The sequence below is a fragment of the Pseudomonas sp. P65(2024) genome (assembly GCF_057480955.1).
This window is the reverse complement of record NZ_JBLIYX010000002.1, coordinates 475498-492935: the sequence shown is the minus strand read 5'-3', so window position 1 is coordinate 492935 and position 17438 is coordinate 475498. Positions and strand designations below refer to the sequence as shown.

The window sequence follows — 17438 nt, the reverse complement described above, 5'->3', positions numbered from 1 at the left end:
GGCCGGCAATGTCTAGTCAAACCCTCGGCGCAACCGCCGCCGCCAACGCCGCCCGGCGTGGCAGCGCCACTTCGCGCCGCGTGCTGATCACCCTGGCCTGGATCGTCTTCGCGCTGTTCCTGGCGCTGCCGCTGGTGATCGTGGTGTCGCAGGCGCTGAAGAACGGCTTCGGCACGTTCTTCGAAGCGATCTTCGAGCCCGACGCGCTGTCCGCCCTCAAGCTCACGCTGCTGGCGGTGGCCATCTCGGTACCACTGAACCTGGTGTTCGGGGTGTCCGCTGCCTGGTGCGTGAGCAAGTACACCTTCCGTGGCAAGAGCGTGCTGGTCACCTTGATCGACCTGCCGTTCTCGGTGTCGCCGGTGATCGCCGGCCTGGTCTACGTGCTGATGTTCGGCGCCCAAGGCCTGTTCGGGCCGTGGCTGCAGGACCACGATATCCAGATCGTCTTCGCCCTGCCGGGCATCGTCCTGGCGACCATCTTCGTCACCGTACCATTCGTGGCCCGCGAGCTGATCCCGCTGATGCAGGAGCAGGGCACCCAGGAAGAGGAGGCCGCGCGCCTGCTCGGTGCCAACGGCTGGCAGATGTTCTGGCATGTCACGCTGCCGAACATCAAGTGGGGCCTGATCTACGGCGTGGTGCTGTGCACCGCCCGGGCCATGGGCGAGTTCGGCGCAGTGTCGGTGGTGTCCGGCCATATCCGCGGCGTCACCAACACCTTGCCGCTGCACGTGGAGATCCTCTACAACGAGTACAACCATGTCGCGGCCTTCAGCGTGGCCAGCCTGCTGCTGATCCTGGCGCTCTTCATCCTGCTGCTCAAGCAGTGGAGCGAGAACCGTATTAACCGCCTGCGCCACAGCGCCGCGGAGGAATGATTCATGTCGATCGAAGTTCGTAACGTCAGCAAGCGCTTCAACAGCTTCCAGGCCCTGGACAACATCAACCTGGATATCCACAGCGGCGAGCTGGTGGCGCTGCTGGGCCCGTCCGGCTGCGGCAAGACCACCCTGCTGCGCATCATCGCCGGCCTCGAGACGCCGGATAACGGCAGCATCGTGTTCCATGGCGAGGACGTGTCCGGCCACGACGTGCGTGATCGCAACGTCGGTTTCGTGTTCCAGCACTACGCACTGTTCCGCCACATGAGCGTGTTCGACAACGTCGCCTTCGGCCTGCGCATGAAGCCCAAGGGCGAGCGCCCGAGCGAGAGCAAGATTGCCGAGAAGGTCCATGAGTTGCTGAACATGGTCCAGCTCGACTGGCTGTCCGACCGCTACCCCGAGCAGCTGTCCGGTGGTCAGCGCCAGCGTATCGCCCTGGCCCGCGCCTTGGCGGTGGAGCCCAAGGTGCTGCTGCTCGACGAGCCGTTCGGGGCGCTGGATGCCAAGGTGCGCAAGGAGCTGCGCCGTTGGCTGGCGCGCCTGCACGAGGACATCAACCTGACCTCGGTGTTCGTTACCCACGACCAGGAAGAAGCGATGGAAGTCGCCGACCGCATCGTGGTGATGAACAAGGGCGTGATCGAACAGATCGGCTCGCCCGGCGAGGTGTACGAGAAGCCGGCCAACGACTTCGTCTACCACTTCCTTGGCGACTCCAACCGTCTGGCATTGAGCGAGGGCCATCATGTGCTGTTCCGGCCGCACGAAGTGTCGCTGTCTCGGCATGAGACCGAGGGGCACCATGCCGCCGAGGTGCGCGATATCCGGCCGCTGGGTGCAACCACGCGAGTGACGCTGAAGGTGGAAGGGCAGAGCGAGCTGATCGAAGCCGAGGTGGTCAAGGATCACGACAGCCTGGCCGGGCTGGCGCGGGGGGAAACGTTGTTCTTCCGGCCGAAGGTGTGGCAGAAGGTGACGGATATCTGAGCTGGCGCTTGCGATGAAAAACCCGGGCATGGTCCCGGGTTTTTTATTGCCTGAGCGTGATCGAGGGCGAAGCCCTCGCAGCGAACCGATGCCTTGAACGAATATTTTGAATGCCGATAAAGCATCGTTCGCGAGCTGTTTTGCTGCAGGCCAAGAACGACGCGGGCTGTGGGCAATCCATCAAAATAAATATTCCATAAATATCTAACTTTACGTTTAAACATTACTTTATGAACTAAGCATCTGGCACTGATGATTCAGCCACACACCTGAATCAACACCCCAGGAGCCTCAAGCAATGGGTAATGTCCAGACCTCCGCCCGGGCCTACGACCAGCCTTGGCGCCCCGCGCCAGGGGAGCTCGTCGAGCTTGGCCGCACCCTGCGCTTGCCGCTCGCGCAACTGCGCCTGCAACGCACGCCGGTCAGCGGCTTGAAGCGTCGCGACAAGCTGGCGTTGGGCCTGCTGGTGCTGGTGCTGCATGGCGTGGTGGCGTACTGGGTCAGCCACCAGCCGACCCCCGAGCTGCCGGTCATCCCGCCGAAGATTCCGCCCATGACCATCGAGTTCGCCGCGCCAGCGCCACCGGTGGCCGAGCCGCCGCCGCCGGCCCCTGTGGTCCAGCCGCCGCCACCGCCACCGGTGGTCGACGAACTGGCCGCCAAGCCCGTGCCCAAGCCGGTCCCCAAACCCAAGCCGGTGCCCAAGCCCGTGGCCAAGCCGCAGCCCAAGCCAGTCGAGGCGCCACCGCCGACACCGGTCGCCGCGCCAGCACCCCCGGCGCCGGCCCCTGCTCCACCCGCGCCGGCTCCGGTGACCCCTGCCTCGGCCAACGCCGCGTACCTGAAGAACCCGGCGCCGGAGTATCCGCAGATGGCCCAGCGCCGTGGCTGGGAAGGCACGGTGCTGCTGCGCGTGGAGGTGCTGCCCAGTGGCAAGCCGGGGCAGATCCAGATCCAGAAGAGCAGTGGCCGCGACGCCCTGGACGCCGCCGCGCTGGCCGCGGTGAAGCGCTGGAGCTTCGTCCCGGCCAAGCAGGGCGACGTGACCCAGGTGGGCTGGGTCAGCGTACCGATCGATTTCAAGCTTCGTTAACTTGCGACCGCATACAGGAAGGACTTCATCATGAGCTTGTTGGCATCTCCCCTCGAATCCGTTGAAAGCGCGGTCATCTGGCTGCTGGTCGGCTTCTCCGTCGCCACCTGGGCGCTGGCCCTGGTCAAGGTCGTGCAGTTCGTGCGCCTGAAAAACCAGGACAAACGCTTCCACCAGCAGTTCTGGGCCGCGTCCAGCCTCGACTCCGCCGCCGAGCCCGCCCACGACCTGCCAGGTCCGGCCGCCCGTGTCGCCCAGGCGGGCTTTGCAGCGATCGCGGTTGGCGAGCCTGGCCAGGCCAGTGACCTCAGCCAGGCGATCAACCACCAGGATCGCCTGGAGCGCGCCCTGCGCCAGCAGATCGTCCGCGAGCGCCGTTCGCTGGAGACCGGCCTGGCGGTGGTCGCCAGTATCGGCAGCACCTCGCCGTTCATCGGCCTGTTCGGCACCGTGTGGGGCATCATGGAAGCCCTCAAGGGCATCAGCGCGGCGGGCTCGGCGAGCCTGGAAACCGTGGCCGGCCCGATCGGCGCGGCGCTGGTCGCCACCGGCGTGGGTATCGCCGTCGCGGTGCCGGCGGTGCTGGTCTACAACTACTTCCTCCGTCGCCTGAAGCTGACCGCGGCCGACCTCGACGACTTCGCCCACGACTTCTACAGCCTGGCGCAGAAGAGTGCCTTCCGCGTGCTGGTGCACCCCGCGGTGCAGCGCCAGCACACCGGCTTCACCCAACCTGTGAAGGAGGCCTCCTGACATGGCCTTCTCGACCCAGGACAGCGATGAAGTGTTGAGTGAAATCAACGTCACGCCGCTGGTGGACGTCATGCTGGTGCTGCTGGTGGTGTTCATCGTCACCGCGCCGTTGCTGACCAATGCCATCCCGATCAACCTGCCCAAGACCGAGGCCGTCGCCCCGGTGGAGCAGAAGGACCCGCTGGTGGTGAGCATCGACGGCAGCGGCAAGCTGTTCATCAACAAGGACGAGATCCAGCCGGACTTGCTGGAGACCAACCTAAAGGCTGCCAAGGACAAGGACGCCGAGCTGCGTGTGCAGTTGCAGGCCGACGATGGTGTGAACTACGGCGAGGTCGCCCGCGCGATGGCGGCGATCGAGCGTGCCGGGATCAGCAAGCTGGCGGTGATCACCGCGCGCTGACCGACGATACCCTCTTCAGGCAAGTGCTTCGGGGCCATTTTCCTTGGCAGGGGATGGCCCTTTTTTTATTGGAAACGCGGATTTGAAGCCTTTCGCGATCCCTGTAGGCGCAGGGCTTAACACTGTGCAAGACAGTTGCTTTAAAAGAATTTTGGTTATTAATAAATAGCTTCTTATTCCTTTACGAACATAGCCCCCTCCCTATACTTGCACCCAAGCACGCAAACTTCCGGAGGCGTCCCCATGCGCAATGAGTCGATTCGTTACCTGATTGTGCCGGGCTGGCAAGGATCGCCAGACAACCATTGGCAAAGTCACTGGCAGCGCAGCCTGCCCAACAGCGCCCGGGTCGAGCAGCACGACTGGCTGACCCCGCAGCGGCGCGATTGGGTGCAGGCCCTGGAGCAGGCGATTGCCGCCGAACGCTCGCCGGTGATTCTCATCGCCCACAGCCTGGGCTGCATCACGGTCGCCCATTGGGCAGCCCAGGCCAGCCCCGAGCTGCTGTGCCGAGTACGTGGCGCACTGCTGGTGGCGCCGGCGGATGTCGAGCGGCCGACCTGCGCGCCGGCCCTGCGCAATTTCGCGCCGATTCCACTGCAGGCCCTGCCGTTCCCCAGCCAGGTGGTCAGCTCCGACAACGACCCGGCGGTGAGTGTGCCGCGCGCGTTGTACCTGGCCCAGGCCTGGAGTGCCGAGGCTGGGCTGCTGGCTGATGCCGGGCACATCAACGTCAAGTCCGGCCATGAACGCTGGGAACAGGGCTTCGCCTACCTCTACCGCCTGCAGGCCCGTGTCGATCAGCGCGCGCTGCGCCGCGCCTGATCCGCCGGTTTTTTCGAACGAGTCGAATCCCCGGTCGCGTGCGACCGGGGCGGGAGTATTCCATGACGTTTCACACTGCTTTCGGTCAGCCGTTGCTGACCTTCCCCGAATTGGACAAGAGCCCGTTGAGCATTCGCGCCAAGGCGCTGGTGTTCGTCGATCCTCGCTCCCAGGCGTTGCGCCAGGCCCTGGAGCGGCTGGCGCCACAACCCTTGCCCGTGCTGATCCGTGGCGAGACCGGCACCGGCAAGGAATTGCTGGCCCGGCAAATCCACCGCGCCAGTGACCGCAGCGGGTTGTTCGTGTCGGTCAACTGCGCGGCCATCAGCCCGACCTACGCCGATGCCGAGCTGTTCGGCTACAGTGCCGCGACCCAGGGCGGCACCGCCAGCAGTCGAGCCGGCTGGTTCGGCTCGGCCAATGGCGGAACGCTGTACCTGGACGAGATTGCCGACCTGCCCCTGGCGATCCAGGGCAAGCTGCTGGCGGCCCTGGAGAACCGCGAGGTGACCCGGGTCGGCGCCACCCAGCCGCAGGCGGTCGATGTGCGGCTGGTGGCCGCTTCCAGCATCGACCTGGCCCAGGCCGTGCGCGCCGGGCGCTTCAACGAACGGCTTTACCATTACCTGCATGAGGGTGAACTCGAGCTGCCGGCATTGCGCGATCGGGTCGGCGACATCCTGCCGCTGGCCGAGTATTTCGTCGGTATCTACAGCGTGCGCCTGGATCGGCCGCTGCCCCTGATCAGCGAGGCGGCCCAGCAGGCGCTGGAGGCCCATGCCTGGCCGGGCAATACCCGTGAGCTGGAGAACATCATCCACTTTGCCTTGCTGGTCAGCGACGGCGAGGAAATCCTCCCGGCGCACCTCGACCTTCCGGATACCGCACCCTTGGCCAGTCTGGCCCGTCAGCTCGCGCAACTGGGTGCCAGTCGGGAGCCGCAAACCGTGGCCGAACTGCGCGGGTTGCTGAACAACGCCTTGGCGCAATTGAGCGAAGCCGCGCCGTAGAGCAGTGCGTGGCCGCTCATAAGCAAAGGCGGTGATGGTGATTTGTTTTTGGAATAAGCAGCTAATCAAAAGATATTGTTACGGAATAAAAAATCTCGGTATTGTCCGTTGCACGCCCACCCGAACGGATGGGCACCCGACTCGCCATCTGCGATGGCCCAGCTTTAGAACAAGGATCACCATGAAAAAGACCCTGCTGACCACCGCCCTGGCCGCCGCCCTTTCGTTTGCTGGCCTGGCCAATGCCGCCGAGAAACTGGTGGTCGCCGCCACGCCTGTGCCGCATGCCGAAATCCTCGAACTGATCAAGCCGACCCTGGCCAAAGAGGGCGTGGACCTGGAAATCAAGGTCTTCACCGACTACGTCCAGCCCAACGTGCAGGTCGACCAGAAGCGCCTGGACGCCAACTACTTCCAGACCCTGCCGTACCTGAAGAACTTCAACGAAGGCAAGGGCACCCACTTGGAAACCGTGATCGGCGTGCACGTCGAGCCGTTCGGTGGCTATTCGAAGAAGGTCAAGAGCCTGAGTGAGCTGAAGGACGGCGCCACCGTCGCCATTCCCAACGAAGGCAGCAACAGCGGCCGCGCCCTGCTGCTGCTGCAGAAAGCTGGCCTGATCACCCTGAAGGATCCGAAGAACGCCTTGGCCACCCCGAAAGACATCGCCGAGAACCCGAAGAAGCTGAAGTTCAAGGAGCTCGAGTCGGCCATGCTGCCGCGTGTGCTCGACCAGGTCGACCTGGACATGATCAACACCAACTACGCGCTGGAAGCCGGCCTGAATCCGGCCAAGGATGCGCTGGTGATCGAAGGCAGCGACTCGCCTTACGTTAACTTCCTGGTCGCCCGTCCGGACAACAAGGACAGCGAGGCCATCCAGAAGCTGGCCAAGGCGCTGACCAGCCCGGAAGTAAAGGCGTTCATCGAGAAGAAATACAGCGGTGCCGTACTGCCGGCGTTCTGATACGCGACCTGGTACGAAAAACGCCGACGCATTTTGCGTCGGCGTTTTTGTTTGGGCTGGCTTGGAGAGGGGCCAGCTCGCCGTGGCGTTTCAGCGCTGACTGGCCAGCGCCCGGCGCAGGGCCAGGAGCCACAGCAATTGTTCATTCGAAGCAGGCAAGCAGGGGCTGTTCATCGTTGTCTTCCTTGTTGAATGTGATGGGCCGTGCAAGTCACAGTTTGAAACCCCTTGGAGGGGAAAATGCTCGGAAAGATCCGTGTGGGATGAAGGAAATTTCTGAGCGCCATGGGGCGGTGATATAGATATGCAATAAAGGTATTTATAAAAATATTTTTATACCTTTAGAGTCTAGGGATCGTGCTTACCGGCACAGCGCCACCATTCGTGAAACGACGCCGAGCCACCCTCGTGCCGACCCTGGACCTGCCCCATGCCGTACCTTCGTGACCCCGTGTCGAGGCCCTTTCCATGAGCTTCGACACCGCTTTCATGCTTAGCACACTGCCGGCCTTCTTCAAGGCCGTTGGCGTGACCCTGCAAGTCGGGGCGATCGCCATCGTCACCTCGATGCTGGTGGCGCTGCTCAACGCGACGCTCCTGGTGTTGCGCACGCCGTACCTGTGGCGCCTGGTCAAGGGCTACGTGGAACTGGCCCGCAACACACCGCTGCTGATCCAGCTGTTCTTCGTCTACTTCGCCTTGCCGAGCCTGGGGCTGAAGGTGTCCGGCTTCGCCGCCGCGATCATCACCCTGACGTTCATGGGCGGCGCCTATCTCACCGAGGTGCTGCGCGCCGGGGTAGAAGCCGTGCCGCGGGCGCAACTGGAGTCCGGGCGCTCCATCGGGCTCTCCGAGGGCCAGCTGCTGCGCCATGTGATCCTGCCCCAGGCTGGCATCCTCAGCCTGCCGGCACTGTTCGCCAACTTCGTGTTCCTGCTCAAGGAGACCACCGTGGTGTCGGCGGTGGCGGTGCCGGAGATCCTCTACACCACCAAGAACTACATCGCCCTGTACTACAAGACCTACGAAATGCTCGCCGTGCTGACCCTGCTCTGCGTGCTGATCTTCCTGCCGCTGTCGCTGCTGCTGCGCTACCTGGAACGGAGGCTGCAACATGGCCAGTTCGGGCATTGAGCTGCTGCTGGTTTCGCTGCCGCAACTGGCCACGGGCGCCGGGCAGACCCTGGCGATCTCGGCCCTGGGCATTCTGTTCGCCACCCTCGGCGGTGTGCTCTACGGCGTACTGGCGACCCTCGGCAAGCGCTGGCTGAACATCCTGCTGCAGGTGTACCTGGAACTGTTCAGGGCGATTCCAGTGCTGGTCTGGCTGTACCTGGTGTTCTTCGGCTTGCCGATCTTCTTCGGCCTGAGCATTCCCAGTTTCTGGTGCGCGGTGCTGGTGCTGGGCCTGTGGGGCGCCAGCGAGGTCGGCGAGGTGGTGCGCGGCGCCTTGCAGTCGCTGCCACGCGGGCAGCGCGAGGCGGGGTTGTCGATCGGCCTGAGCGGCTGGCAGCTGTATGGCTACGTGCTGCTGCCCCAGGCGCTCAAGCGCATGACCCCGCCGATCATCAACCTCTACACGCGGATCATCAAGACCAGCTCGCTGGCGGTGCTGATCGGCGTGGTCGAAGTGATCAAGGCGGGGCAGCAGATCATCGAACGCACCTACGAGTCGGTGCTGATCTACGGCGCGCTGTTCCTGTTCTTCTTTCTTGTCTGCTACCCGCTGTCGGCCGCCTCCCGCGTGCTGGAGCGGCGCTGGGCCCATGCATGAATCCATTGATCGAATTCCAAGGCTTCAACAAGTTCTTCGGCGAGCACCAGGTGCTCGCGGACATCGACCTCAAGGTCCCGGCCGGCGAGGTGGTGGTGATCCTTGGCCCCAGCGGCTGCGGCAAGAGCACCCTGCTGCGTTGCCTCAACGGGCTGGAGGAGGCCCAGGGCGGCAGCCTGCGGCTAGACGGCCAAGAGCTGCTCGGCCCCGACACCGACTGGCGCCAGGTACGCCAGCGGGTCGGCATGGTGTTCCAGAGCTACCACCTGTTCGGTCACATGAGCGTGCTCGACAACCTGCTGCTGGGCCCGCTGAAGGTGCAGAAGCGCGAACGCCGCGAGGCCCAGGCCCAGGCCGAGGCGCTGCTGGCCCGGGTCGGGCTGCTGGACAAGCGCGACGCCTTCCCCCGCCAGCTCTCCGGTGGCCAGCAGCAACGCATCGCCATCGTCCGTTCGCTGTGCATGAACCCCCAGGTGATGCTGTTCGACGAGGTCACCGCCGCCCTCGACCCGGAGATGGTCAAGGAGGTGCTGCAGGTGATCCAGGGCCTGGCCCGCGAAGGCATGACCCTGCTCATCGTCACCCACGAAATGGCCTTCGCTCGCGCGGTGGCCGACCGCATCGTGTTCATGGAGGCCGGCAGGATCCTTGAACAGAACCACCCCGAGCGCTTCTTCACCCAACCGCAGACCGCACGCGCGCAGCAGTTCCTGGAGAAATTCTCGTTCGTCGAAAGCCTGCCCAAGACACTGCACAAGGAACTGTCATGAAGACTGCCCCGTTCGCCAAACTGCTCGCTCCACTGCTTGGCCTGGCCCTGCTGGCCGGCTGCAACAAGTCCGAAGACCCGGCCAAGCCTGCTGCTGCCTCGCCGGCCTCCAGCTACCTGGAAACCATCAAGGCCCGCGACAAGCTGATCGTCGGCGTGTTCACCGACAAGCCACCGTTCGGCTTCGTCGATGAAAGCGGCCGATACGTGGGCTTCGACACCGACATCGGCCGTCGCTTCGCCAAGGACCTGCTGGGCGATGAAAGCAAGGTCGAGTTCGTCGCCGTCGAGCCCGCCAGCCGCATTCCGTTCCTGCAGAGCGACAAGGTCGACCTGATCCTCGCCAACATGACCGTCACCCCCGAGCGCAAGGAAGCGGTGGACTTCACCAACCCCAACCTGCGCGTGGCGGTGCAGGCCATCGTCGCCGATGGCAGCCCGGTGCAGAAACTCGACGACCTGGCCGACAAGACCATCATCGTCACCACCGGCACCACCGCCGATATCTGGCTGACCAAGAATCACCCGGACTGGAAGCTGCTGAAGTTCGAGAAGAACACCGAGTCGCTGGCTGCCCTGGCCAATGGCCGTGGCGATGCCTATGCCCAGGACAACCTGATCCTGTTCAGCTGGGCCAAGCAGAACCCGGGCTATCGCGTGCTGCCGCAGCTGCTGGGCGACGAGGCGCCGATTGCGCCGGCGGTGAAGAAGGGCAACACCGAGTTGCGTGACTGGGTGAACAGCGAGCTGGCCAAGCTGGGCGAGGAGAAGTTCCTGCTCAAGCTGTACGACCAGTACGTGCGCAAGGAACTGAGCGATGACACCAAGCCTGAGAGCGTGATCGTCGAGGGCGGCAAGTGGCAGGGTTGATTACCTGAACGGGGCCGCACAGCGGCCCCCTCCGGTCTCAGCGATTTCGCGGCAACCAGTTCAACAGGAAATCATTCACCACCTGCGGATTCTCCAGGCTGGAAATATGCCCGGCGAATGGAATCTGTGCCGCCAAGCATCCAATCAGCTGCGCCATCTCGGCGGACTCCGTTGGTGGCCTTGGAATGTCCTGGTCGCCACAGAGCACGATGGTTCGCTCTCCTGGCAGCTCACCCAGTCGCGCCAGCAGGTCTGGCCGGCCGAAGATCACCCGGCCCATCGGATCGAGGCTGTCCCGGATGGTTTCGGCGCTGCTTGCCTTGAGGTCCGCACGGAAGCATTCGCGCACCTCGGGCACCGTCTGGCCACCGGCATGGAAGAAGATCGGCACCACAACGTCCAGCAACGGGTCTATGAAGGCTCCCGCTTTGCTTGCCGCATCCAGCAAACCGAAATACTTCAGCCGCGTCGGCTCGGGCTCGGCGCCCAGGTAGGTGTCCATCAGCACCAGGCGGTCGACGCGTTCAGGGTGGTCAACGGCCAGCTGCGCGCCCCACATGCCGCCAACCGACAGCCCGACCAGGTGGCACTTCTGGATATCCAGGGCATCGAGCAATGCCAGGTGCTGTCGAGCCAGGGCAGCCATGTCGACGGTACTGGCGGGCGGAGCGGCGGAATCGCCGTGCCCCCACAGCTCAGGCACGATGACCCGGAAGTGCCGTGACAGGGCGTCGATCTGCGGTTGCCACATGGCGGACGACCACAGGTAGCTGTGTCCCAGCAGCACTGGGAAGCCCTGGCCCTGGTCGACATAGCTCATGCGTGCTCCGTCTATCTCGATGAAGCGTTTGTGCATTGCGTGACCTCATGGATTGCGAGAGGGCCGCTGTGTGGCCCCGGTTTCTATCTGGGCACCAGCCGCAACGTGCTCTGCGCCGGAATCACTCCCATCCGCGCCTTGTGATAGCGCCCCTCGATATAGTCCTCGGCCTGATCGCCGTAATGCCAGTCGAACGGCACGCCACTCTGCCCGACGGGGTTGATGGTCAGCGCGGCGCCTGCGTCGGCGAAGTCGATCAACCGGCGGGTTGAAGGACCATAGGTCACCGGCCAGGGCGCCGGGCCGATCTTCGCCGACAGGTTGTTCGGCACCTCGTGGGTGCCGGGCGCGGCGAACGGGCCGACATTGAACAGCAGGTTGAGCGGCTTCTTCACCCCCAGTGGATGGTTGTGGGTGAGGGTGTGGGCCTTGCCCCATTGCCAGCTGGCCGGATCCTTGCCGAATGTCTCGCGCAGGTGCTTGAGGCTGCGTTGCCAGGCCAGGCGCACGATGGCGCCACGGTCGGTGCGTTCGCTGGCGCCGCGCAGGTTCCACCAGGGCGATGCCGGGTCCGCGGCCAGGCGGGGCAGGGCGGCGTCGATGGCGCGGGTGCTGATCAGCACCGGGAACCAGGTGTCGCCCAGCTCGTCGTGCAGGGCGGCGAACGCCAGTTCGTAGAGGAACTGGTTGAACAGCGTGGCAGTGGTGGAGTCCAGCGGATAATCGCCGCGCCAGGCGGCCAGTTGCTCGACCAGCTCCTTCTCCTCGTCGCCCTGGGCGACGTTGCGCAAGGTGCCGAGCAGCGGCGCCAGGGTACGCGGGCCGTAGTCGGTGCTGGTGTCCAGTTGCAGGGCCTGGCTGTTCTGGGTGTCCCACTTGATGTCCGGGTCGCTCAACTGGCGATCGAGCTGACGACCGCGGTCAGCCAGGTTGTAGTAGCCGGGCACGGGGATTGCGCCGGGCGGCTGGTAGTTGGCCGAGACGATGTAGCCGCTCGCCGGGTTCTCCTGCTGCGGATTGGCGCTGAACGGGTAGAAGCCCGGCTTGGCAGCCTGCCCGCTGGCACCATCGAGAATGAACGCCGGGTTGACGCCGTCCGGGCGGATCGGCAGGCGCGCCGCCGCCCACCAGCCGATATCGCCCTGGGCATTGGCCCATAACAGGTTCAGCCCCGGCGCCTGAACCTTGGCGGCCGCCTCGCGCATCTTGCCCAGGGTGTCGGCGCGGTTGATCTGGTAGAAGCCCTCGAGTATCGGGTTCTCTGTTTCCAGGAACGCCCACCACATGGCGATGGGCGTCGGGCCTGCGGTATCGCCGAGCACGCTGTTGACGATCGGGCCATGGGGCGAGCGGCGCAGGGTGATGCTGGCAGGTTCCGCGCCCTTGACCGCGATCTTCTGTTCGATCTTTTCCAGTGGCTGCCAGCGGCCATCGACCATCACCTGCTCGGGGTCCTGCGGATTGGTCCGCTCCGCGATCAGGTCAACGTCGTCGTTCTGGAACATGGTCAGGCTCCAGCCGAAGTCGCGGTTGTGGCCGAGCAGGGCGAACGGGTTGAGCGCCTGGAAGTAGCCATACAGGTTGAACCCCGGCGCCGACAGCTCCGCCTCGTACCAGATTGCCGGCACGGCGAAGCTGATGTGCGGGTCGCCCGCCAGCAGCGGCCGGCCACTGCGGGTGCGGCTGCCAGCCACGGCCCAGGCGTTGCTGCCTTCGAACTGCGGGATGCCGGCATCGCCCAGGGCATCGTGACTCAGCCGCGCCAGCTGCTCCAGGCTGCGCCAGTCGGCGGCGGCCAGAGGGGTGGCCACGGCGCCGTCGGGCTGCCAGTCGAGGTCGAAAATCTTCAGGTATTCGGGGCCGAGCTGGTCGCGGATGTAGGTCAGCGCGGGGTCGGTACGGAATGCCGCGGCGAAGCTGTAGGCGAGGTAACCGGCGATGCTCAGGGTGTCCTCGGCGGTGAAGGGGCGTGGCGGGATGCCGAGCAGGTCGAACTCCATGGGTTTGGGATGGCCGGCCTGCCACTGGTTGATGCCGTCCAGGTAAGCCTGCAGCGCCTGCCAGGCCGGCGACTGGCGGTCCTGGCGCTGCGCCATCAAGGCCGCCTGGTCGCGGATGCGCAGGCTGCGGAACAGGGTGTCGGTGGGCAGCAGCTTGTCGCCCAGCACCTCGGCCAGCTCGCCACGGGCCAGGCGGCGCATGATCTCCATCTGGAACAGACGGTCCTGGGCGTGCACGTAGCCCAGGGCACGGTACAGGTCCTGCTCGTTCTGCGCCTGCAGGTGCGGCACGCCGCGGGCATCGAAGCGCACGCTGACCGGCCCCTGCAATCCGCCGACGGCTACTTCGCCGTCACGTTGCGGCTGCTTGCCGCGCACGTACCAGTAACCGGTGCCTGCGGCGGCCACTGCGATCACCACCGCCAGCAAGGTCAGGCTGCGCTTCATCGAGACTCCTTGTGCACTCGAACGAGAAAATATGGTCCGGTCATCGGCGGATTCGCGAACTGAGCATAGTCCCCTGGAAGGAGTTTCCATGTCCCTCAGCGAAAAACAGAAAATGCTGGCAGGCCAGCTCTACCATGCCGGCTGTCCCGAGCTACAAGCCGAACAGGCGGCCAACCGCCACTGGATGCACCGCTACAACAACAGTGTCGATCAGCCCAACGAGGCGCGTCATGGCCTGTTGGAGGAGCATTTCGGCAGTGTGGGCAGCGGCGTGGTGATCCGCCCGCCATTCCATTGCGACTACGGCTACAACATCAGTGTGGGCACCAACACCTTCATGAACTTCAACTGCGTGATTCTCGACGTGCTTCCTGTGCGGATCGGTGCCGATTGCCAGATCGCCCCGGCGGTACAGATCTACACCGCCGACCACCCGCTGGACCCGGCGCTGCGCCGCAGTGGCCTGGAAAGCGGGCGGCCGGTGATCATTGGCGACAATGTCTGGATCGGCGGCGGGGCGATCATCCTGCCGGGGGTGACCATCGGCGACAACGTCGTGGTCGGTGCGGGCAGTGTGGTCACCCGGGATGTGCCGGCGGGCGCGGTGGTGGTGGGTAATCCAGCGCGGGTGCGTGGCTGAAGTGCGAAGCCCTGCGGGGTTGGCCGCAGGGCTTTTGGTCAGGCGGGCTTGAAGCCGGGTTTGCCGTTGGCCGCGCGCCATTCTTTGACGCGGTCGACGACGCCCTGTGGGCTGTCATCTGCGCCTTCGCCGGGGTAGTAGATCAGGTCAGAGCCAAATGGGTTTTCGATGATTTCTTCGAATTTGCATACCAAATCATCTTGATACTGACCAAACGCCTTTCCCTTGAGGCCAGACCGGTTTTCGAAGAACTCTCCAATGAACCCTAGAAACTCGGCTTCCGTAAAATCTTCAAGTCGACTCTTGTTGATCATTCCTTACTCCTTTTGCTGTGGTGAGCGATATGTTGATGTGGGGTCATGACGACAATGTTATCCAAGCTATAGACCGCGCCACCTCTGGCTACCTCCTCGATATGATGGAGCTCAAATGTACCTCGCTTCCCCACACGTTCTTTTGCGGGAGCATGAGGAGCGCTGCCTTCTTCCACTCTCTTATGATTACTCAAGGTGAAGTGCTGTTTGAACTCTGGATCGGCCCCTACTTCCATCCAAAACGCCTCCCGCAGCCTATCGAAACTACTGAACCTGCGCCCCCTCAACTTATCCGCAATCCGTGAAGGAATCGGCGCGCCCTCTGGTGTGACTGCGGCCTCAAGAAAGCGATCCGGCGTCATCTGCCCGTAACCGCTGGCCACCCCGGCGATCTGCCGGGGATCGCGGAACATCACATAGATCGGCGACAGCCCCGAGTCGGCGGGGAAGACAATGACGTAATCGTCGATATGTGGGTCCGGCAGGGCAGGGAATGCGTTGATGTCCGGCTCGCGCTTCGAACTGATCGTGCCCGGGTAATGCTTAGTCAGATCCTCGACGATCGGCAGCGCGGGCGTGGTGCTGCCGGTCAGCGGGTCACGGGTGCCCAGGCTGCTCGGTGGCGTGGCCGGATGCCAGAGCAGCGTCGCACCGCCTGGGCCATCGGCGGTGAAGCTGTAACTCTCCAGGGCAGGGTCCCAATTGGCTTGGCGTACGCGGACATCGCGCAGAAGGCTGCTGCCATCGGTGCTAGCCAGGTATACCTCGGTCTGTTCACCCACTGGAACGGCGTTCATCCGTAGCGCCAGCTCAAGCGTCTGCCCGGCCCTGCGGTTGGCTTCAGCGGTCAGATCCGCGCCGGGAGTCATGTAGGCCAGCGGCACACTGACGCCCATGCGCTCTCCATTGCCGAGTCGGGCCGAGTAGAGCATCAGGGACGCATACCGAACGGCGCCGGTCGCGGCGTGTGCCAGCAAGCGTGGTGCGGCTGACTGCAGCGCCTTTCCCAGCAGTTCCCAGAACGCCTCGAAGTACGCGATGGCACCGCTTGAACTCGCCAGAACCACTACGTGGCGAGTGCTGGCGACCCAGGCGTGGAAGGTGACAGGGGTATTGCTCGGCGTCTGTCCGCTGAGCATGGAGAGGTGTGTCTGCTCATCGAATGCGGCGTGGATGGCGTCATGGGCCCTCAGGTGCAGAGGGTTGTCGGCAGCCCGTCCCCATTGCGCATCGATGCCATAGCCTGTGCGCTCGAGCTCGACCCTGTCCCGCAATTGCTGCAGCTCCGGATTGCGCTGGGCGTGTGGCTTGCGGTTCTGCTCGGTGATCACGGTGTCGAGCTGACTGCTGTCGAACTCGAGTGAAAGATTATCCTTTCGAGCGGCCGCAGAATGTTTATGGAGTGCATACTAGGCGCGGATCAGGTCGGAGGTTTCCCGCTCCAGCTCACGAGCATGCTCGGCTGCGGCCTGGGCTGCGATGTCGTCATGCTGGTGGCGCTGGAATGTGCTCAATGCGCCCTCGAGCGAGGCGCGCGCGAGCTCATGCTCAAGCTTACTGACGGAGAAGCGAGCGAGTTTCGTTTCCAGCCGATGGACCAGTTGAACCACCCGATCGCGTTGCGCTGCCTTGTACCTGGTATCGGTCAGCGCCCATTGCAGGCGAGCCTGGCGGCGACGAAGTTCATTGAGCTGGCGCGCCAGGCGCTTGGCCTCGAAGGCCGCGCGGTAGGCTTTCAGCCAGGCTTGACGAGGCGCGTGGGGGGCGTTCGGCTGCCGGACGACAGCAAGAAAATCTTTGAGTGGGCGATGCTCCGGGTCTGTGCCAAAGAAGCTGTTGGCTTGCTGGCGAGCCTGTTGCAACTGAGTCTGGTAGGTTGCGGTGAGCTGCCTGACGGCAGCGATCTGGCGCTCCAGACGCGCGGATTCGCTGAGGCTTGTCAGTGGGCCGGCGCTGGTCGCGATGGCCTGGTCGAGTCGTTCGTCCTGGGTAGCCTGCAGGCGCGCGTGGTCGGTGTGAACCTGTTGCTTGTCCGATTCGACCTGGCGGACCAGGTCAATTACCAGGTGGCCAGGGCGGAATGTCGATACCAGTTGCAGCGGATGGACCCGTTGATGTCCCCAGAAGATCGGTGGGGTTGAACGGAACTGTTCTTCGTAGCGGTCTCTGACGTTGATAGGGGTAAGCTTGGTGTAGCCTTCGCGTGACATACAGTTCTCCTTGTTCTGTATGTCGCTACCCTAGGGAGTCTCTGGGATGAGGCTGCGGTAGTGGGCTATTGGCCTGGCCCACTGCTCCACGGGCAATAGCAGCCGACCGCCAAGGTGTTGGAGGCCTGCACCCGACGCCCTTCTTCCAGCGCCTTGAGGATCGGCTCGATGAAACTATTGCTCGAGTTGCACACCGCACCTTCGCTGTAGGGGCCGAAGTAGGCGAGGTTGCCGTCGTGGTCCCAGATCGCCACGGCGGGACTTGCGGGCAGGTGCTCGCTGCCGGGCAGCCTGGCCAGGGGCTTCAGCGCTCCCAGGTTGGCCGGCAGTCGGCCGTGGCTGCCAGGTTTTTGCACGACATGGAAGCTGACCCCGAGCGGCGCGAAGCGCTCGAACAGCTCGCCCAGGTGCTGCTGGTTGCCGACGTTGCAGGGGCAGGCCGGGTCCCAGAAGTGCACCACGCGGATCGGGCCCGGACCTGCCAGTTCGGGGGGCAGGCGCAGCTGGCTGCCGTCGAAGAAGGTGGTCTGGTTGTCGAAGGTGCGCAGGTAGCGGGACTGGAAGCTGTCGTAGGCCCACCAGAGGGTGGTGGCGCAGAGCAGCAGTGCAAGTAATGTGATAAATCGCTTCGCCATGGGGGCCTTGGCACGAGGTCGCATTGTTCAT

At 64.2% G+C, this 17438-nt stretch carries 19 protein-coding genes; 13 read left to right on the top strand and 6 right to left on the bottom strand.

Annotation, left to right across the window (positions count from 1 at the left end; genetic code table 11):
• The first annotated feature begins 8 nt into the window (after nt 1-8).
• The 12 genes from cysW to AC25MA_RS04945 all read left to right on the top strand — a co-directional run bounded on the left by cysW (nt 9) and on the right by AC25MA_RS04945 (nt 10341).
• Nucleotides 9-881: a sulfate ABC transporter permease subunit CysW gene (gene cysW / locus AC25MA_RS05000; RefSeq protein ID WP_062359848.1), complete on the top strand. Its 873-nt coding sequence runs from the start codon at nt 9-11 to the stop codon at nt 879-881.
• A 3-nt stretch (nt 882-884) separates the two neighbouring features.
• Nucleotides 885-1874: a sulfate/molybdate ABC transporter ATP-binding protein gene (locus AC25MA_RS04995; RefSeq protein WP_062359846.1), complete on the top strand. Its 990-nt coding sequence runs from the start codon at nt 885-887 to the stop codon at nt 1872-1874.
• 298 nt (nt 1875-2172) lie between these two features.
• On the top strand, nt 2173-2970 hold the full coding sequence (locus AC25MA_RS04990; protein WP_088852197.1) for an energy transducer TonB: 798 nt from the start codon (nt 2173-2175) through the stop codon (nt 2968-2970).
• 30 nt (nt 2971-3000) lie between these two features.
• On the top strand, nt 3001-3723 hold the full coding sequence (locus AC25MA_RS04985; protein ID WP_028688527.1) for a MotA/TolQ/ExbB proton channel family protein: 723 nt from the start codon (nt 3001-3003) through the stop codon (nt 3721-3723).
• Between the two features lies 1 nt (nt 3724).
• The gene (locus tag AC25MA_RS04980; protein ID WP_028688526.1) at nt 3725-4126 is read left to right on the top strand and encodes an ExbD/TolR family protein; all 402 of its coding nucleotides are present in this window, start codon (nt 3725-3727) and stop codon (nt 4124-4126) included.
• A gap of 243 nt (nt 4127-4369) precedes the next feature.
• Complete coding sequence (locus AC25MA_RS04975) at nt 4370-4951, top strand: alpha/beta hydrolase (protein ID WP_028688525.1); 582 nt, start codon at nt 4370-4372, stop codon at nt 4949-4951.
• Between the two features lie 62 nt (nt 4952-5013).
• On the top strand, nt 5014-5961 hold the full coding sequence (locus AC25MA_RS04970) for a sigma 54-interacting transcriptional regulator (protein ID WP_197866803.1): 948 nt from the start codon (nt 5014-5016) through the stop codon (nt 5959-5961).
• Nucleotides 5962-6142: 181 nt separating this feature from the next.
• Entirely contained in the window at nt 6143-6928 is a 786-nt protein-coding gene (locus tag AC25MA_RS04965; RefSeq protein WP_028688523.1) for a MetQ/NlpA family ABC transporter substrate-binding protein, read from the top strand.
• Between the two features lie 468 nt (nt 6929-7396).
• Nucleotides 7397-8062, top strand: a complete 666-nt coding sequence (locus AC25MA_RS04960; protein WP_069015892.1) for an amino acid ABC transporter permease — start codon at nt 7397-7399, stop codon at nt 8060-8062.
• Nucleotides 8043-8702, top strand: coding sequence for an amino acid ABC transporter permease (locus tag AC25MA_RS04955; RefSeq protein WP_028688521.1), 660 nt, complete (start codon nt 8043-8045; stop codon nt 8700-8702). The genes AC25MA_RS04960 and AC25MA_RS04955 overlap by 20 nt, the downstream gene beginning before the upstream one ends.
• Nucleotides 8699-9472 (top strand): amino acid ABC transporter ATP-binding protein, encoded by a 774-nt coding sequence (locus tag AC25MA_RS04950; protein ID WP_028688520.1) that lies wholly within the window; start codon nt 8699-8701, stop codon nt 9470-9472. The genes AC25MA_RS04955 and AC25MA_RS04950 overlap by 4 nt, the downstream gene beginning before the upstream one ends.
• Nucleotides 9469-10341: a transporter substrate-binding domain-containing protein gene (locus AC25MA_RS04945; RefSeq protein ID WP_028688519.1), complete on the top strand. Its 873-nt coding sequence runs from the start codon at nt 9469-9471 to the stop codon at nt 10339-10341. The genes AC25MA_RS04950 and AC25MA_RS04945 overlap by 4 nt, the downstream gene beginning before the upstream one ends.
• Before the next feature lie 37 nt (nt 10342-10378).
• On the opposite strand, the gene AC25MA_RS04940 is transcribed toward AC25MA_RS04945, so the two are convergent.
• Nucleotides 10379-11197 carry an alpha/beta fold hydrolase gene (locus tag AC25MA_RS04940; protein ID WP_028688518.1) on the bottom strand — a complete coding sequence of 273 codons (819 nt, stop codon included), beginning with the start codon at nt 11195-11197 and terminating at the stop codon, nt 10379-10381.
• Between the two features lie 47 nt (nt 11198-11244).
• Nucleotides 11245-13608, bottom strand: coding sequence for a penicillin acylase family protein (locus AC25MA_RS04935; RefSeq protein WP_486971828.1), 2364 nt, complete (start codon nt 13606-13608; stop codon nt 11245-11247).
• Between the two features lie 88 nt (nt 13609-13696).
• On the opposite strand from AC25MA_RS04935, the gene AC25MA_RS04930 reads away from it, so the two are divergent.
• On the top strand, nt 13697-14248 hold the full coding sequence (locus AC25MA_RS04930) for a sugar O-acetyltransferase (RefSeq protein ID WP_028688516.1): 552 nt from the start codon (nt 13697-13699) through the stop codon (nt 14246-14248).
• A gap of 38 nt (nt 14249-14286) precedes the next feature.
• Here the strand turns inward: AC25MA_RS04930 and AC25MA_RS04925 are convergent, their stop codons facing one another.
• The 4 genes from AC25MA_RS04925 to AC25MA_RS04910 form a co-directional block, all read right to left on the bottom strand.
• The gene (locus tag AC25MA_RS04925; protein WP_028688515.1) at nt 14287-14562 is read right to left on the bottom strand and encodes a bacteriocin immunity protein; all 276 of its coding nucleotides are present in this window, start codon (nt 14560-14562) and stop codon (nt 14287-14289) included.
• The gene (locus AC25MA_RS04920) at nt 14559-15893 is read right to left on the bottom strand and encodes an S-type pyocin domain-containing protein (RefSeq protein ID WP_486971827.1); all 1335 of its coding nucleotides are present in this window, start codon (nt 15891-15893) and stop codon (nt 14559-14561) included. Before AC25MA_RS04920 ends, AC25MA_RS04925 begins: the two co-directional genes overlap by 4 nt.
• Before the next feature lie 78 nt (nt 15894-15971).
• Nucleotides 15972-16772, bottom strand: a complete 801-nt coding sequence (locus AC25MA_RS04915) for a hypothetical protein (RefSeq protein WP_486971826.1) — start codon at nt 16770-16772, stop codon at nt 15972-15974.
• A gap of 65 nt (nt 16773-16837) precedes the next feature.
• Nucleotides 16838-17431, bottom strand: coding sequence for a DUF6436 domain-containing protein (locus AC25MA_RS04910; RefSeq protein WP_486971825.1), 594 nt, complete (start codon nt 17429-17431; stop codon nt 16838-16840).
• Nucleotides 17432-17438 lie beyond the last annotated feature (7 nt).

Excerpts from the sequence above, each read along its gene's own strand:
- AC25MA_RS04960 (WP_069015892.1), top strand. The coding sequence starts at position 7,397 with ATGAGCTTCGACACCGCTTTCATGCTTAGCACACTGCCGGCCTTCTTC.
- AC25MA_RS04970 (WP_197866803.1), top strand. The coding sequence starts at position 5,014 with ATGACGTTTCACACTGCTTTCGGTCAGCCGTTGCTGACCTTCCCCGAA.
- AC25MA_RS04925 (WP_028688515.1), bottom strand. The coding sequence starts at position 14,562 with ATGATCAACAAGAGTCGACTTGAAGATTTTACGGAAGCCGAGTTTCTA.
- AC25MA_RS04915 (WP_486971826.1), bottom strand. The coding sequence starts at position 16,772 with ATGTCACGCGAAGGCTACACCAAGCTTACCCCTATCAACGTCAGAGAC.
- AC25MA_RS04950 (WP_028688520.1), top strand. The coding sequence starts at position 8,699 with ATGAATCCATTGATCGAATTCCAAGGCTTCAACAAGTTCTTCGGCGAG.
- AC25MA_RS04955 (WP_028688521.1), top strand. The coding sequence starts at position 8,043 with ATGGCCAGTTCGGGCATTGAGCTGCTGCTGGTTTCGCTGCCGCAACTG.
- AC25MA_RS04910 (WP_486971825.1), bottom strand. The coding sequence starts at position 17,431 with ATGCGACCTCGTGCCAAGGCCCCCATGGCGAAGCGATTTATCACATTA.
- AC25MA_RS04980 (WP_028688526.1), top strand. The coding sequence starts at position 3,725 with ATGGCCTTCTCGACCCAGGACAGCGATGAAGTGTTGAGTGAAATCAAC.
- AC25MA_RS04935 (WP_486971828.1), bottom strand. The coding sequence starts at position 13,608 with ATGAAGCGCAGCCTGACCTTGCTGGCGGTGGTGATCGCAGTGGCCGCC.
- AC25MA_RS04945 (WP_028688519.1), top strand. The coding sequence starts at position 9,469 with ATGAAGACTGCCCCGTTCGCCAAACTGCTCGCTCCACTGCTTGGCCTG.
- AC25MA_RS04940 (WP_028688518.1), bottom strand. The coding sequence starts at position 11,197 with ATGCACAAACGCTTCATCGAGATAGACGGAGCACGCATGAGCTATGTC.
- AC25MA_RS04975 (WP_028688525.1), top strand. The coding sequence starts at position 4,370 with ATGCGCAATGAGTCGATTCGTTACCTGATTGTGCCGGGCTGGCAAGGA.
- AC25MA_RS04990 (WP_088852197.1), top strand. The coding sequence starts at position 2,173 with ATGGGTAATGTCCAGACCTCCGCCCGGGCCTACGACCAGCCTTGGCGC.
- cysW (WP_062359848.1), top strand. The coding sequence starts at position 9 with ATGTCTAGTCAAACCCTCGGCGCAACCGCCGCCGCCAACGCCGCCCGG.
- AC25MA_RS04995 (WP_062359846.1), top strand. The coding sequence starts at position 885 with ATGTCGATCGAAGTTCGTAACGTCAGCAAGCGCTTCAACAGCTTCCAG.
- AC25MA_RS04965 (WP_028688523.1), top strand. The coding sequence starts at position 6,143 with ATGAAAAAGACCCTGCTGACCACCGCCCTGGCCGCCGCCCTTTCGTTT.
- AC25MA_RS04985 (WP_028688527.1), top strand. The coding sequence starts at position 3,001 with ATGAGCTTGTTGGCATCTCCCCTCGAATCCGTTGAAAGCGCGGTCATC.
- AC25MA_RS04930 (WP_028688516.1), top strand. The coding sequence starts at position 13,697 with ATGTCCCTCAGCGAAAAACAGAAAATGCTGGCAGGCCAGCTCTACCAT.